Source organism: Anaerosporobacter sp. (genome assembly GCF_031551385.1).
Lineage (GTDB): Bacteria > Bacillota > Clostridia > Lachnospirales > Lachnospiraceae > Anaerosporobacter.
Genome location: NZ_JAVBNS010000072.1, coordinates 1 through 16670 on the forward strand (window position 1 = coordinate 1; position 16670 = coordinate 16670).

Annotated in this window: 16 protein-coding genes and 1 riboswitch; all 16 genes read left to right on the forward strand. The window is 34.1% G+C overall.

Annotation, left to right across the window (positions count from 1 at the left end):
• The coding region (locus tag RMR19_RS07345) for a polymorphic toxin-type HINT domain-containing protein (RefSeq protein WP_310602852.1) at positions 1-757 on the forward strand (757 nt) is incomplete at its 5' end.
• A gap of 232 nt (positions 758-989) precedes the next feature.
• Positions 990-1304, forward strand: a complete 315-nt coding sequence (locus RMR19_RS07350; protein WP_310602853.1) for a hypothetical protein — start codon at positions 990-992, stop codon at positions 1302-1304.
• A 157-nt stretch (positions 1305-1461) separates the two neighbouring features.
• Entirely contained in the window at positions 1462-1641 is a 180-nt protein-coding gene (locus tag RMR19_RS07355) for a hypothetical protein (protein WP_310602854.1), read from the forward strand.
• A 184-nt stretch (positions 1642-1825) separates the two neighbouring features.
• Positions 1826-2578, forward strand: coding sequence for a hypothetical protein (locus RMR19_RS07360; protein WP_310602855.1), 753 nt, complete (start codon positions 1826-1828; stop codon positions 2576-2578).
• Between the two features lie 53 nt (positions 2579-2631).
• A complete protein-coding gene (locus RMR19_RS07365) occupies positions 2632-3396 on the forward strand; it encodes a hypothetical protein (RefSeq protein ID WP_310602856.1) in 765 nt (254 codons plus the stop codon).
• A 358-nt stretch (positions 3397-3754) separates the two neighbouring features.
• Positions 3755-4972: a hypothetical protein gene (locus tag RMR19_RS07370; protein WP_310602857.1), complete on the forward strand. Its 1218-nt coding sequence runs from the start codon at positions 3755-3757 to the stop codon at positions 4970-4972.
• Between the two features lie 86 nt (positions 4973-5058).
• A riboswitch (Lysine riboswitch) is annotated at positions 5059-5232 on the forward strand.
• 365 nt (positions 5233-5597) lie between these two features.
• Positions 5598-6482, forward strand: coding sequence for a 4-hydroxy-tetrahydrodipicolinate synthase (gene dapA / locus RMR19_RS07375; protein ID WP_310602858.1), 885 nt, complete (start codon positions 5598-5600; stop codon positions 6480-6482).
• A gap of 44 nt (positions 6483-6526) precedes the next feature.
• A complete protein-coding gene (gene dapB / locus RMR19_RS07380) occupies positions 6527-7282 on the forward strand; it encodes a 4-hydroxy-tetrahydrodipicolinate reductase (RefSeq protein WP_310602859.1) in 756 nt (251 codons plus the stop codon).
• A gap of 220 nt (positions 7283-7502) precedes the next feature.
• Positions 7503-8219: a LytR/AlgR family response regulator transcription factor gene (locus tag RMR19_RS07385; RefSeq protein WP_310602860.1), complete on the forward strand. Its 717-nt coding sequence runs from the start codon at positions 7503-7505 to the stop codon at positions 8217-8219.
• A complete protein-coding gene (locus tag RMR19_RS07390) occupies positions 8216-9553 on the forward strand; it encodes a GHKL domain-containing protein (RefSeq protein WP_310602861.1) in 1338 nt (445 codons plus the stop codon). Before RMR19_RS07385 ends, RMR19_RS07390 begins: the two co-directional genes overlap by 4 nt.
• A 92-nt stretch (positions 9554-9645) precedes the next feature.
• A complete protein-coding gene (locus tag RMR19_RS07395) occupies positions 9646-10245 on the forward strand; it encodes an accessory gene regulator B family protein (RefSeq protein WP_310602862.1) in 600 nt (199 codons plus the stop codon).
• The gene (locus RMR19_RS07400; RefSeq protein WP_310602863.1) at positions 10229-10357 is read left to right on the forward strand and encodes a cyclic lactone autoinducer peptide; all 129 of its coding nucleotides are present in this window, start codon (positions 10229-10231) and stop codon (positions 10355-10357) included. Before RMR19_RS07395 ends, RMR19_RS07400 begins: the two co-directional genes overlap by 17 nt.
• A gap of 276 nt (positions 10358-10633) precedes the next feature.
• Entirely contained in the window at positions 10634-11338 is a 705-nt protein-coding gene (locus RMR19_RS07405; protein WP_310602864.1) for an ABC transporter ATP-binding protein, read from the forward strand.
• Positions 11339-11358: 20 nt separating this feature from the next.
• Complete coding sequence (locus tag RMR19_RS07410; protein ID WP_310602865.1) at positions 11359-13782, forward strand: ABC transporter permease; 2424 nt, start codon at positions 11359-11361, stop codon at positions 13780-13782.
• Between the two features lie 134 nt (positions 13783-13916).
• A complete protein-coding gene (metF, locus tag RMR19_RS07415; RefSeq protein WP_310602866.1) occupies positions 13917-14783 on the forward strand; it encodes a methylenetetrahydrofolate reductase [NAD(P)H] in 867 nt (288 codons plus the stop codon).
• A 24-nt stretch (positions 14784-14807) separates the two neighbouring features.
• A complete protein-coding gene (gene recQ, locus RMR19_RS07420; RefSeq protein WP_310602867.1) occupies positions 14808-16634 on the forward strand; it encodes a DNA helicase RecQ in 1827 nt (608 codons plus the stop codon).
• The last annotated feature ends 36 nt before the right edge of the window (positions 16635-16670 follow it).

The following is a 16670-nucleotide window of genomic DNA, read 5'->3' on the forward strand; positions in this document are numbered from 1 at the left end:
TGGAGATGTTGTTGTAAACTGGATGAAACAAGGAAAGAAATATAACTGTGAAAAAGCATTAAAAGATTTTGCAATGAGTTTTCTGAGTGATATAGCCGCAAGATATGTAATCAAGTTTGGAGCAGAAGCAGTAGCGAAAGGTCTAAACAAGATGGGAGTCACTCCAGCAAGAATAAAAAGTTTGACTGGATTTGACGTAACAGGTGTAAAAGCAGATCCAAAAGCGAATGCTGCAAGTGTAGCAAAGAACGCAGGAAATACACCAAAAGCTTCAGTAGGAGCATGCTTTGTAGCAGGAACACAGATAAAAACTAGAGATGGAAATAAGAATATCGAAGACGTCCAAGCAGGAGATTATGTACTGACAGAAAATCCAGAGACAGGAGAACTTACATACAAAGAAGTGCTACAAATATTTGTTAGATACAAGGATAAGACAATCCATGTGATAGTAAATGGAATAGAGATAGAAACAACAAGTGAGCATCCATTTGGGGTAGAAGGAGAAGGCTTTGCAGAAGCAGGTTCTCTACGATGTGGTGATATACTGCGACTAGCATCAGGTACAGATGAGAAAATAGAAAACATATGGGAAGAAGTTCACGATGAGAGTATACCAGTCTATAACTTTGAAGTAGTAGATTTTCATACGTACTTTGTATCTGATTTAGGGGGGTTGGTGCATAATACGTGTCCGAGTAATAATAAGGCTAGTAAAAATTTCTGGAAGTCTTATGATAAGCTATCTAATAATTAAAAAAAACAAGCAGATGATGCATTTAAATTATTAAAAAAAATCCTAATCATCCAGGACTAAATTTTGAACAACTATGTGGAGGTGGATTTTTCTCAGTTAGAATTAATAACAAGTATAGAGCCTATGGACGGAAGCTTGCTAACGGTGCTATAGAATGGGTAGAAATAAACGGACATGACTATAAAGAGGCTATGAGAATACTTGAAAAAATGAAATAAAGGAGGGACTGAAGGTGAAAAATATTTTATTAGAGGGGAATTGTATGTATAATTTTGAAAAAGAGGTGAATACAGAGCTTCCTAATTGCTGTATTTGTGGAGTTAACAACGTTAGTATAAATTGTTTGAAGTATGATGAAGATAAAAGAATATATTGCCCATATTTGGCACTTGGTACAGCTAAAACTACTATAGCATTGACCGATGAACAAGGTTATGTTGTAGAGGCAGATGGATTTTGGGCGGACTTAAGTTTATCAGCAGATGAATGGAGACAAAAAGAGAAGGAATGGGTAAAAGAAAAAAGGCATTATATATTTCATGGTTAGAAAAAATATATGTATTTGAAAGAGTTCTTTCTGAGCTTTGGGTATAGCGCATAAAACCTTAGCTGGCATCATTATGATACCAGCTTGTTTTATATTAGTGATGAAAGAGAAAAATCTTTATTTTTTGAAAGAAAAGCAAGTTTACATTTTTCTATAGATGTCATTATGTTATGAAAGAAGGTGGGAAAATTCTCAAGATAAAGGTTTTGAAGATACATTTACGCGTATTGGACAAGACAATATATTAGTAGCAGATTCCGATTCATATAATCTAAACGGAAGCTGGGGACGTCTTTGGAGAATATCACGTAATCTATGCTGTTGGTTATCAAACTAGGGAAGAAGTATGCGAGTATTCATGTCTTTACAAAAGAAGAAGAGACAATGGCTGTAAAGCTAATGAAAGAATACTCGGCAAATGTGGCTATGATGTACTAAACCAAATAAAAACATTTACGGATGCAACATGGTGGACTATTCCAGCAAACTTAGTTACGCCTTAATAGGAAGAAAGGAAAAGCATGAAAAAAATAAAATTAATAAAAACTGTCATAGGGGAAAAATTAGAATCATATGGTTTCAAATATTATGGTAAGGAACCAAATTCATGGATTTTTAATCGTAAGCATGGAAATGTCGAACAATTTGTCTGTATATACGATAGTAAATATGATGCTGGATTGAGAGTAGAACTTTATACATCATTGGATATAGGAGCGAGATCTGAAATAAGAGATTTCTATCCAATGTGGGAACAAGAATATAATAAGTTCTTTTGGGAGTATATCGATGAACAATCATTTGTTCGAGTTTTAAATGAATTTACATCAATTATAATTAATTATGGATTGGAAGAGCTAGAGATACTTAGCATTCCAACAAGAGAAAAGGTAATACGACCAACGGAAGAAATGCAAAAGAGGTTATATGATAACCATGAAGAATATTGTAGTAGATTTACTGAAACATATAATATGAAGATTGAAAATATTTATGAAGTAATAAAAAATCTTCAAGCACTTATGAAAGAAAATCAAGATAAAACATATGAAGAAATGCAAGAACTATTAATTGGAATGGCGGCTTTTTATGGAAGTGCCATGTGTATTCAGTTCTCTGGAACATGGAGTTACGATGGAGATGTTTGTAGCGTTGTCTTCCGGTTCAATAATGAAGAAATCGAATGCTTCCCATTGCAACACATTGTATTTAATTGGAGAGATGTTAAATTTGAAGAAGGGCTTAAAAACACATTTGATTTATTATTTTCATGACACATGGCATAGTATCATGATTTAGTATACTAATAAAATATTAAAATAAAGACATGGCATTTATTCAAGTAATATGTAGCATGTTTTTTATGTTGGAGAATGGAGAAGAAGAACGGAAATATGAGATATTTAACAGAAGAAAGACTGGAATCGTATCAATTTTATCCAAATTATTTTTTGCCGATATTAGTTTACAACATTATATTTTAAAGGAAATAATATTTGAAAAGATTTCCACGGATTTTGATGAAGCAAAAGCGATTATTGAAAGAGATTACAAAGATAATGTAACAAATAATTTTTGTGACAAAGTATATTTTTTTTCTGAACTTAGTAAGTATTTGTTTGATGAAGAAGGAAATATTGTATCATTGGATGAATATACTTTTTTTAAACTACGACTATATGCAACAAAATGTTTAGATTTAATGAATGAAGGAGAGAATGCAATTCGTGAAGAAAGGAGAAAAATTGAAAGAGGAGAGTATTCGTTAGGGGTAAAAGAACTTGTAAAATCGCGTTTCCATGATTATGAAGTGATATTTTATGAAGATAAAAAAGGGATAATAGGAGAGTACTATTATGGAGAGAAAATACCAGACTATATTTTGCGATTTGAAGGAGTGGTGAAACATAAAAACCTTATTATGAATCAGCGTTTAACAAGTGTTGTATATGAAGAGCTTTTTGAAGAAGAGCGGAAATTCACTTACAATATATTATTTGGGCAACGTAGAATAGACAGTGAAGATATGTTGGATATTTCGATAGAATTTAAAGATGTAAGCATAATAGCAAATAATCTTGCTAAAAACTAAATCATGTTATTTTTCTTTGAATAATCAAAAACAGCAAAGCAAAAAGCTATCCCGATAGAATAATCTGTCGGGTTATTTAATGATGAAGGACAATCAATTGCTGATATGGTTATACCAATACCGAGATAGAGGAGTGGGGAGAATGGATAGAAGGGTAAGTAATGGTAAGCAAATAAGGCGAAACTTTTATTTCTTATGATGGATTAAATGAGATAATCCAGACGTTAGATAATACAAGATAAATGAAAACCTAGTATTATATTACTATATGTGACAAAAAACTATTATGGTAAAATATAGTGGTTAAAAAAGAAAACGAATCAAAAATTGATTTACGTATCTATACGGGAGGGGCATAATGAAATTACGTAAGATTATAAAGTGCGAAGTAGGAATTATTATTGTTGGTTTGCTTGTTATATTAGTTATGAGCAATCTGAATCAAAAAAATAATTCAAACAATGAAAACAATGCAAGTAAGGAAGCCCATTTGGACAAAGAAAGTGAAGAGGAATTTATACGATGTTCCTTGCAAGACAATGATGTTGCGAGGAGAAAGAATACATTAATTACAATGTTAATGAATGGGTGTGTATTTGATACAACATCAGATAAACAGCCATATTATAGCTGTGGAGAGTATGAAGAGTATTTGGGACTAGAGGGTGCAGGGCCATTGTTTTGGGTGCTCAATTATAAGGACAAGGTAATCTATATTACACCTTATGTGATACAAGAAGGAAAAGAAATACGTGATGTAGCAATCGTACAGAATATAGAGAATGATGAATATGAGATTATCAATATGGTAGAGGATTCGCAAAATCATAGTTTGGGTATAGCAAACAATGTGTGGCTTATTGGGGATAAGTTATATTATGATATCTATTCAATACCAAAAGAGGGAGGCTTATTAAAATATAGCATACAGACACTTGATTTAGAAACATATAAAAAGCAAACAATTTGTAATTATGATGAGTTAGGAATAGAAGTGCCAGAGGGTGGTACAGAAGACAATTATTTTGAAGATGGAGTAACAACATTTGTTGTACGCAAGGATGGTGCAGTTGCATTTTGTGCAGGTGATTTTGAAGAAGGGATGAGTGTATTCATATGTAAAGATGGAAACATGACAAAAAGAATAGAGAAAAATTGCGTGGAGTTAGTAGACTACGATATGCAAGGTTTATATTACGTAAAAAGAGATTTAGAAGAAAAGGTATATATAGAGGAGTATGACACGTATGAATCAATATTCGAATTAGTTGTGCAGACGGAAGATGGGGAAGAGACGATTTTATTTAAAGAAAGAATGGATGAAGAAAAAAAGGTATTTTACTATATATCATATCGAATATTTGATGATTATTTTGCGGTGGTTGGTAAGCCTTATATTATAGAGCTGTATGATTATAAGGGTACATTTATAAAAGAAATAAAACTAAAAGAGGAGGGAGATCAATGTGTACGGTACAATAAAGAGTGGAATCTATACTATATAATTTGGAATAAAGACTCGGATGATTATGGAATTCCTGAAAGCATAGAAATCAAAGAAATTAATTTGCAATAAGAAAAAAGATTTGGATAGGGAAAAAAATCCACCCTTTTCCCTATTGACAAACCCAAAACAGGATGCTATTATAAACACAATTCAATACATTTGGTAGAGGCGCATTTTTTATCAGTAGACTGCAGGATATGTCAGGCATAGATGATAGCAGTTAAAAGGAAAAGATGCCGAAGTTCTTATAACCTGAATAATAAGAGCTGGGCATATAGTGAATAACTATATGACTGTCATCAATACAATGATGGAGTGCTACCTAAAGAATCTTTTTGCATATCAAAGAAGATAGATAAGCAGTGTTCTTTAGGAGTCGACCGTGCAGTCGGCTTTTTTTAGTTAGATGAATTGTAATAGATAAAGAATGACAACTCGATTCAGTAAAACTAAACACTCTCCGCAACTAGGAATACGGCAGAAACGAAAACAGCATAGTAACGTGTAAGAACTTTTGTAAAATGTATTACAAGGACACACTTGGTAGAATATAATAATCTATAAATAAAATTATGGGGTTGCTGTTTCATTCCAAGCTTTGTATTCCAAGCATTTTCAGACACACTCTAACACAAAACAAGATGTTGTTAGAAAAGAAGCCGTGTAATTAAAAAAATATTAGGAGGGCTTAATTATGGCTATTTTTACAGGAGCAGGTGTTGCAATCGTTACACCATTCAAAGAAAACTTAGAGGTGGATTACAACAAATTAGAAAGTTTAATTGATTATCAAATTGATAATGGATCAGACAGTATTATTATTTGTGGAACAACAGGTGAGGCATCAACATTAACACATGAAGAACATTTGGAATGTATTAAGGTGGCAGTTAATAGAACGAACAAGAGAGTACCAGTTATAGCAGGAACAGGTTCTAACTGTACAGAAACAGCAAAATATCTATCGATGGAAGCTGCGAAAGCAGGAGCTGATGGTTTACTAGTAGTAACACCTTACTATAATAAAGCAACACAAAAAGGTTTAATAGAACACTTCACAGATATCGCTGAAGTTTCTGATTTACCAATTATATTATATAATGTACCAAGTAGAACAGGCTGTAATATGTTACCAAAAACAGTTGCAACATTAGCAAAGAATGTAGATACGATTCAAGGTATCAAAGAAGCAAGTGGGAATTTATCACAAGTAGCAGATGTTATGTTATATACAGAAGGAAATATTGATTTGTATTCAGGAAATGATGAGCAAATCCTACCTGTATTATCACTTGGCGGTAAAGGTGTTATCTCTGTATTATCGAATGTTGCTCCAAGAGATACCCACGATATGGTAGCAAAATATTTGGCAGGCGACCATGAAGGAAGTCTTGCATTACAATTAAAATATATTCCTTTAATAAAAGAACTTTTCTGTGAAGTAAATCCAATCCCTGTTAAGAAAGCGGTTGAATTTATGAACTTAGCATCAGGAGTAATGAGAAAACCTCTTACTGAGATGGAACCTGAGAATGCAGAACGTCTTATGAAAGAAATGAAAGCAATCGGTATTATATAAGCAACTAATAACGCAACATAAGATAGAATATGGAGGCAATTTAGATGATAAAGATTATTATGCACGGCTGTAATGGTAAGATGGGTCAAGCAATTTCTGAAATCGTTAAAAATGATGAAGAAGCAACAATTGTAGCAGGAATCGACCCATATACTATGAGAGAAAATGAATATCCTGTTTTTGATGATATTACAAAATGTGATATTATAGCAGATGTAATCATTGATTTTGCAACATCAACTGCAATAGATAAGTTGCTTTCTTTTGCAAAAGAGCGTAAAATACCAGTAGTATTATGTACAACAGGCTTAACAGAGGAACAATTAGAGGCAGTAGAAGAGGCAAGTAAAGAAGTGGCAATATTAAAGTCAGCTAATATGTCAGTGGGCGTTAATTTATTGTTTAAATTAGTGCAAGAGGCAACAAAGATGTTAGCAAAAGACTACGATATAGAAATTGTTGAGCGCCATCATAATCAAAAAATTGATGCACCATCAGGTACAGCGCTTGCATTTGGCGACAAGATTAATGAAGTATTAGATAATGAATATGAATATGTATATGATCGTTCTACAGAGAGAAAGAAACGTACTAAGAAAGAGATTGGCTTTAGTGCGGTTCGTGGAGGAAGTATTGTAGGAGATCACGATATTATATTTGCGGGATTAGATGAAGTTATCGAATTCCATCATAGTGCATATTCAAAAGCAGTCTTTGCTAAAGGAGCTGTAACAGCAGCTAAATTTTTAGCGGGCAAACACGCAGGAAGATATGACATGAGCGATGTTATAAAATTATGATAAAAACACTGTTAACGAGAGAGAGTATTCTTCTCGTTGACGGTGTCTTTTTTTAGGATTCCTATGATTGCTGAAATTTGCTACATGTAGACAAAAGGAAACAAATAATTGCTTTGCAACATATAGAAAATAATGTATAATCAAATGTACGTGGGTTTTATGGTAAGATTATGTAGAACAAGAAAAAAAAGGATTTTATATACATAGGGAGAGAGATTCGATGTTAAAGATAGCTATTTGTGATGATGACCAAGCGATATTGCTCTCATATAAGAAAAGAATTAAGACTATATTTGAGAGTAAACACGTAGAAGTTACGATATCAGAGTATACTGCAGGAAGTAAGTTAATAAAGGATTGTGCGAATGATCCGTATGATTTGATTTTTCTGGATATTGATATGCCAGAGATGCCAGGTTTTGAAGTTGCAGAGGGGATTAATAGGGTAAGTGAAGATTCTATTATAATTTTTGTAACAAGTGAGGAGCAATTAGTATATCGTTCTCTACGATATAGTCCTTTTCGGTTTATAAGAAAGACACACTTTGTAGCTGAGTTGAGTGAAGCAATTGTATCCTTTTTAAGTTTGTATAATAAAAGGAGTAAGACGCAGTTGTTCACATGTATGAATGGTGAAATGATAGCAGCGAATATTAAGGAAATCATATTTATAGAGAGCGATAAGCACAAAGTAACGGTTTATATGAAACAGAGAGAGATTATAACGAAAGCAAAGATTAGTGAATTAGAAGATAGTTTGAAGGAGTCTGGATTTATTCGCGTCCACGTAGGATACTTAATTAATATGAAATATATATATTCTATAGAAAGAACTGAAATAATTTTAATGGATGAAACGAGTATACCGCTAAGTCGTCGTCGAACAGAGCAAGTGAAACAGGAATTTCAAAAATACATAAGGAGTGAAATCGTGTGAGTGTAAGGGGAGCTTTAGAGTTTATAGCAAGTCTTGTTGAAAATTTTTCGATACTATATTTTATGTCGTACTATTTAGGCTTTAAGGATAAGTATTCATCAAAGGCAAAGAATCTTATATTGATAATGTTTACAGTTATGCTTTGTGGAATGAGTGTTCTTGGATCAAATATTGCATCAGGAGAGCTTATATTTATGTCATTGGCAATCTTGTTATGCATTTGCTATGCTTTAATATTTTTAAAAGGAACATTTATTAATGATGTATTTATATCATTAATTCCATTTGTTCTTATTGCTGTAATTAATTCCGTATCATTATATATTTTTTCAACAGTTACCTCGTCATCTATGACCCACTTAATTAATGAGAAAGATGGTACAAGAGTATTATTGTTAGTTGTGACAAAGGGAAGTTTCATATTGGCAATGTCACTAATTGCTAGACTAAGTCCGAAGAGCGATTTCATCTTTAAGAAAAATGAAGTTTTAGCTATTATTGCTATCTTTATTTCAAGTTATTTTATCTCAATGTTTATACTGGATAAGCAGATGAGTGTTGATTATGTGGAAAATAATAGTAACAATATATACTTTATGTTTGCTGTTCTGGGACTTCTTGTAATCAATGTTTTTACCTATCTTTCTTATCTAAAGATAGAAAAGGATAATAGAGAGAAAATCCAGTATGAACTGGTGAAGTTGCAATTAGAGCAACAAAAGCAATCCTATGAGGAGTTTGAAAAGAAGCATTTTGAGATACGAAAGATTCGTCATGATATGAGAAACTATATGGAAGCATGTTTGGCATTAATGCAGTCAGGTGATTATGAGAGTGCACAGGAGTACTTAGATGATATCTGTAATAATGTCATTAAGCCAATTAATTATACAATTGTTACGAATAGTTCGTTAATTAATGCATTGCTAAATAACGAGCTGCATCTATGTAACAACTATAATATCAAGGTGGATTATAAGATACTATCGGATTTTGATGGATTTAAGGAACTCGATATCTGTGTGTTGCTAGGAAACCTATGGAATAATGCGATAGAAGCAACAAAAGATTTGGATGGGGAACGAAAAATTAATTTTGAAGTTCTGCAAAAGAAAAACTATCTTGTCATTATATTGAGAAATACAATAAGGGAATCTATTTTGAAGAAGAATTCTGAATTTAAAACAACGAAAACAGATAAATATAATCATGGTTTTGGAGTAATAAGCATGAAAGATGTTGTAGAACGGTATGATGGTGTCATGGATATAACAGAAAAAGGCAACAAAATAGAGTTTCAAATACTACTAAAAAGGGGTTTGAAAGCAAAATAAATACCAACCGTGTACGCTAGACGACCACTCGTGCTCAGGCTATTGAAAAAATAATAGAAAATGGTTAATATATGTCTATGGGAGGAAGTCAAATGATTACCAAAGTAGCAAATGTATTAACCGTTTTTTTAGTTGATAGAGGAATTATATCTTGGGAGGATATACCAGTCTATGTATATGGTTATGAGGCGTTAATCGCTTCAGTGGTGAATTTTATACTCGTTCTTGCTTTAGGGTTAATGTTTCATCAGGGATGGCAAACAATCGTGTTTTTTGTGGTATTTGCTTTGACGCGTATTTATAGTGGTGGCTATCATGCGCAATCTTATCTGAAGTGCAACTTGGTATTGGCGTTTGTATACATAATGACAATCTTATTATGCAAAGCAATCATTTACAATGAATCCTATTACACTATTGTAGTATTTGTCCTATTTTATCTATCCGTTATTCTGAAATTCGCACCCGTACCGAATGTCAGAAAGCAGATGGATAACGTAGAAAGAGCAAGGTTCAGGGAGAGGATTTTGTTGCTTTCTACATTCTGGACAATACTAACAGCAATCCTTTGTTTTTTTAGTTTTACAGTGGCTTTGAATGTGGCTATTACGCTGTTTGTTGTAGCAGTGCTTATAGTGATACATCAGTTATTAGGTAGAGAGGAGGAAATATTCAGTGAAAAAAGTACTTGATAAAGTGGCAAAAATTGGATTATATTCTGCAAAAAATGCTAGCAGCAACGTTTCATGGGCTTTCTGCTATCAACCTCAAGAACCAGAAGCATTAAAGAAATTCAAGAAATAAGATAGTGTGGAGAATCCATTATAGAGATTAGGCTTATCGCTATACTTAGGAGCAAACTACATATATGTTGAATAGTGGTCAACATAACACATCTTAAAAAGGAGCATCACGATAACCATTTCAAGTGGATTTGGTTATGGGTGATGCTCCTTTTCTTTTTGGTGAATTTATGCTATAGTAGAAACAAAAAGAGATAGAATAAGAAGCAGTGGTGTCAATGAAAGGTGAGTAAATTGACACCATTGATGTTTTTTGAAATCCAAAAGGAGGAATAGCATGAGTTCATTCGTAGAACTAAAAGAAGTACGCAAAACATACCATATGGGAGAGATAGATATACATGCTGTAGATGGAGTAGAATTTGCAATTGAAAAAGGTGAATTTGTTGTAATTGTAGGGCCAAGTGGAGCAGGAAAAACAACAGTCCTTAATATACTTGGAGGTATGGATAGCGTTACAAGTGGTGAAGTATGGGTAGATGGACAAGATGTGGGAAAATTCAAAGAAAGACAGTTGACAAAATATAGAAGAGAAGATATTGGATTTGTATTTCAATTTTATAATCTAGTGCAGAATCTAACAGCGCTAGAGAATGTAGAGTTGGCATTACAAGTATCAACAAAGCCACTAGATGCAAGAGAAGTACTAGAAGAAGTAGGATTAAAGGAGCGTATGGATAATTTCCCAGCACAACTCTCTGGGGGAGAGCAACAGAGAGTATCGATTGCCAGAGCGTTAGCAAAGAATCCGAAATTGCTATTATGTGATGAACCGACAGGTGCACTAGATTATCAAACAGGTAAGGCGATTCTTAAATTGTTACAAGATACTTGTAGAGAAAAAGGAATGACAGTAATCGTAATAACTCATAACTCAGCAATTACACCAATGGCAGATCGTATTATAGAGGTAAAGAATGGGAAGATAAGCCGAATGAAGATGAATGAAAATCCTGTATCAGTTGATACAATTGAGTGGTAGAGTTAGGAGGAGGATTTTCAATGAAGAGAGCGCAAAGAACAGATTTATTTAGAGAGATATGGAACACGAAGAATCGTTATCTATCCATACTATTAATAGTAGCACTAGGTGTAGCATTCTATGCAGGAGTACGTTCGGCAGAACCAGATATGCAAGTATCAGTGGATCAGTTTTATGATGATACAAACTTCTTTGATATTCGAGTGATTGGTAGCCAAGGTTTAACGAAGGAGAATGTAGAAGAAATCAAGAATGTAGATGGAGTATTGCAGGCGGAGGGGTCTTATTCCGTAGAGGCAATGATTACATCGGAAGAAAACGAGTATGTTACAAGTATATTCTCATTAAGTGATGAGATAAATACATTTAATATAGAAGAAGGACGATTGCCAGAGAAGTCAAATGAATGTATTGTAGATGCTTCTTTTATGCAAGGAAATGGTTATGAGATAGGGGATACGATAACACTGCAATCTGGAAATGATAGTATGCCGATAGAATATCTATTGAAAGAGGATACCTATACAATAGTTGGCTATGGTACATATCCATACTATTTGACTTGGTCAAGAGGTTCGGCAAGTATAGGAGATGGCAGATTGGATTTCTTTATGGCGATTCTTCCAGAGAATTTTCAGAGTCCGGTATATTCTTGTATCTATGTTGATACGGAAGGAACAACAGACTTGAACTGCTATGAGGATGCATATGAGGAAAAAGTAGATGCTATAAAAGCAGAGATAGAAGACATAGCAAAGAAACAGAATCCATCATGGTATGTGTTAGATAGAAATAGTGTTGAGAGTTATGTAGAATATGGTATGGATTCTAGTCGAATCGGAGCGATAGGAAAAGTATTTCCAGCGATATTCTTTTTGGTTGCAGCACTTGTTAGTTTAACAACAATGACACGTATGGTAGAGGAAGAGCGAACTCAAATAGGTACGATGAAGGCGTTAGGATATGGTAAGGGATCAATAATATCCAAATACTTATGGTATGCACTTTCTGCCAGTTTATTTGGTAGCATATTTGGAGCGTTACTTGGAGGAAAGATACTTCCAGCAGTAATATTGAAAGCATATGGAATCTTGTATGTGAATATACCGAAACAACTTACGCCGATTAATATTAAATTATCAATAATAGCAATAGCAATCGGTGTATTGTGTACAGTTGTTGCTACAGTGTTTGCTTGCTATAAGGAATTGCTTGCTTCACCTGCGAAGTTAATGCGTGGAACAGCACCAAAGCAAGGAAAACGTGTTTTGCTTGAGAGAATAACATTTATATGGAAGAGATTGAACTTTACGAAGAAAGCAACAATTCGCAATTTGATTCGATATAAGAAGCGTTTCTTTATGACTGTTTTTGGTATTGGTGGTTGTATGGCACTTATTATGGTTGGTTTTGGTTTGCGTGATTCCATAAAGGAAATCGTAAATAACCAATATACAACGATATGGACATATGATGCGTATTTAGCAATCGAAGATAGCACAATAGAGGGAACAGAAAAGATAGATACATTGACCGATGAGCATGATGAGATAGAAGAGAATATGCTTACATTGGTAATGAATAAAGATGTAGGGGCAAATGGAAAAACAAAGAATGCCTATCTGTTTGTTCCTGAGACGTTAGAGAATATAGATGATTTTGTTATACTCAAAGATCGTGTAACAGATAAACGCTATCATATAGAAGAAGATGGTGTTGTAATTACAGAAAAGTTAGCGAAATTGTTAGGTGTTAAAGTTGGTGATGACATAACAATTAATGCTGATGAAACAACGAAATATACTGCGAGAGTAACTGCGATTGCAGAGAACTATATGTATCACTATGTATATATGACAAAAGAGTATTATAAGAAGTTAACAAAAGAAGAACCGGTGTACAATCAGTTATATCTTAAGCTGGCAGAGATGACAGAGAAGCAACGTGATACATTAGCGAATATCTTATTAGAAGAAGATTCGATTAAATCTGTTACCTATGTTTCTGAATTAGAATCGAAAGTACAAGATATGATGAAGAGTTTGGATCTTGTTGTATGGGTATTGATTATATCGGCAGGATTGCTTGCGTTTATTGTTTTGTATAACTTGAATAATATTAATATAATAGAGCGTCAAAGAGAGCTTGCAACAATTAAAGTATTGGGATTCTACAATGGAGAAGTTGCGAATTATGTTTACCGCGAGAATGTTATACTTACGATTGTAGGTATTCTTGTGGGAATAGTGCTAGGTATTATACTTCATCAGTTCGTAATCCAAACATGTGAGATCGATATGATTATGTTTGGCAGAAGTATCAAGACGATAAGCTTTGTTTATAGCTCTGTTCTAACAATTTTATTTGCCGTATTTGTAAATGTAAGTATGCTGTGGAAACTCAAGAAGATTGACATGGTTGAATCCTTAAAGAGTGTAGAGTAACAGGAGGTGTGAAAGAATATCGAAAACCATATAGAAAAAGAGAACTAAAAACGGTATAATAATGAAGCAGTCAAGTTTTATATAGATTTGATATTTAAAAATATACAACAATGAATAAGGAGTAATAGAATACAATGAAAATTAAAGATATATTAAGTAAGAAACAACCAACGTTATCGTTTGAGGTTTTTCCTCCTAAGAAGGATAGTGATTATTCGAAAGTGGAGGAAGCTACTATTAAGATTGCGGCGTTGAAACCGGCGTTTATGAGTGTTACATATGGGGCTGGTGGTGGAACAAGTAAGCATACTGTGGATATTGCGGCTAATTTGAAGAATAATTGTGGAGTAACTCCGTTAGCGCATCTGACTTGTGCATCTTCTACGAAGGAAGAAGTGGCGATTCAGTTAGAAAAATTGAAGGAACAAGGTATTGAGAATGTCTTAGCACTACGTGGAGATCGAATTGCTGGGAGAGAGATTGCAGGAGCAGATGAATACAAGTATGCATCGGAATTGGTATATGCGATTAAGAGTGCTGGTGATTTTTGTATCGGGGCGGCTTGTTATCCGGAAGGGCATGTGGAAGCGGCGAATCGTAAAGAAGATATTATACATTTAAAAGAAAAAGTAGATGCAGGTTGCGATTTCTTGACGACACAAATGTTTTTTGATAATAACATCTTATACAATTATATGTATCAGTTAAGAGAAGTAGGTATCACAATCCCAGTAATTGCGGGAATTATGCCTGTTACAAATTCGGCTCAGATTAAGAGAATCTGTGAATTGTCTGGAACAGTGTTACCACAGAGATTCAAGGCGATTGTAGAGAGATTTGGAGATAACACGGAAGCAATGGAGCAAGCTGGAATTGCATATGCAACAGATCAAATTATAGATTTATATGCAAATGGAGTGAATGCCGTTCATATTTATTCAATGAATAAGCCAGAAGTAGCTAGTAGCATCTATAATAATATATCAAAAATTATAGGTTAGTTCTGGTGGAGGAAAAGATTCTTAATGAATAAATATGAAGTTTTAAAAAAATATTTTGGCTATGATTCCTTTCGTGAAGGTCAGGAAGTTTTGATAGACAGCATTATTGAAGGTCGTGATACACTTGGGATTATGCCAACGGGAGCAGGTAAATCAATTTGTTATCAAGTTCCTGCGTTAGTTATGCATGGGATTACATTGGTAATTTCTCCACTGATTTCTTTGATGAAGGATCAAGTTGGGGCGTTAAACCAAGCAGGTGTCCATGCAGCATATTTAAACAGTTCATTAACGTACAATCAATACTGTCTTGCCCTATCTTATGCAAGGCAAGGAAGATATAAGATTATCTATGTAGCACCTGAGCGATTAATGACGGATGAGTTTTTAGCGTTTGCTAAAGAGGCAGATATTGCAATGATAAGTGTTGATGAAGCGCATTGTGTTTCACAATGGGGACAAGATTTTAGACCAAGTTATCTTAAAATACTGGAGTTTATAGACCAAATGCCAAAACGTCCGGTTGTTAGTGCGTTTACAGCGACGGCAACGTTAGAAGTTCGAGAGGACATTATAAAGATTCTAAAACTTAAAAATCCACAGCTATTAATTACAGGATTTGACCGTGAGAATCTATCTTATCAAGTGGTGAAACCGAATGATAAATATGAGTATGTCAGAAATTATGTGACTTCAAATACTGATAAAAGTGGAGTTATCTATTGTCTTACAAGAAAGTCTGTTGAGGAAGTAAGCGATAGACTGCAAAGAGAAGGCGTACAGGTAACTCGTTATCATGCAGGTCTTTCTGATGGAGAGAGAATAAAGAATCAAGACGATTTTATATATGATACGAAACCAGTTATGGTTGCTACGAATGCATTTGGAATGGGAATTGACAAATCGAATGTTAGCTATGTTATACATTATAATATGCCAAAGAATATAGAGAGTTATTACCAAGAAGCAGGTAGAGCGGGGCGAGATGGCGAGCCAGCAGAATGTATTCTTCTATATAGTGGACAAGATGTTATCATGAATCAATTCTTAATTGATCAGAACAGAGATAATGAAGCATTAGATTATGCAACGCAAGAACTTGTGATACAGCGAGATCGCGATCGCTTAAAGAAGATGACATATTATTGTACAACGACAGAATGTTTGCGAGAATATGTATTGCAGTATTTTGGAGAGCAGGGAGATCCTTATTGTGGGAATTGTTCGAACTGTTTAACACAATTTGAGAAAATGGATATTACAGAGGCTGCGCTTGCAATTGTTGCATGTGTAAAGGAATGTAGAGAACGCTTTGGTATGACGGTGATACTTGATACAGTACATGGTAGTAAAAATGCGAAGATTCAACAGTACCGAATGGATGCGAATTCAAGATATGCAAGTCTTGCGAATTTGACAGTTGCTAGGCTGCGACAAATTATGAACTATCTGATTTATAGAGAATATCTCGAATTATCAAACTCACAATATCCTGTTGTAATGTTGGGGCAATATGCGTCTGAGATAGAAGAAGGAATGCAGCCACTACTGATGAAAATTGCAGCAGAGGAAGAGAAGAAGCCAGCGAAACAAGCAAAGAAGAGTGTGCATAGTCGTGGTGAGATTGACGAAGAGCTATTTGAATCGCTTAGACAGATACGAACAGCAATTGCAAAAGAGGAGAAAGTACCACCATATGTGGTCTTTGCGGATAAGACATTAGTTGATATGTGTAGTGTCTTGCCAGAATCAAAAGAAGAGATGCTAAGTGTATCGGGAGTTGGTGAAGTGAAGTATGAGAAGTATGGAGAACGATTCCTAGAAGTGGTGAAAAAACACAAGGCAAAATAGTGTTAATAGAAGCAGAATTGTATTAGAAAAATAGAC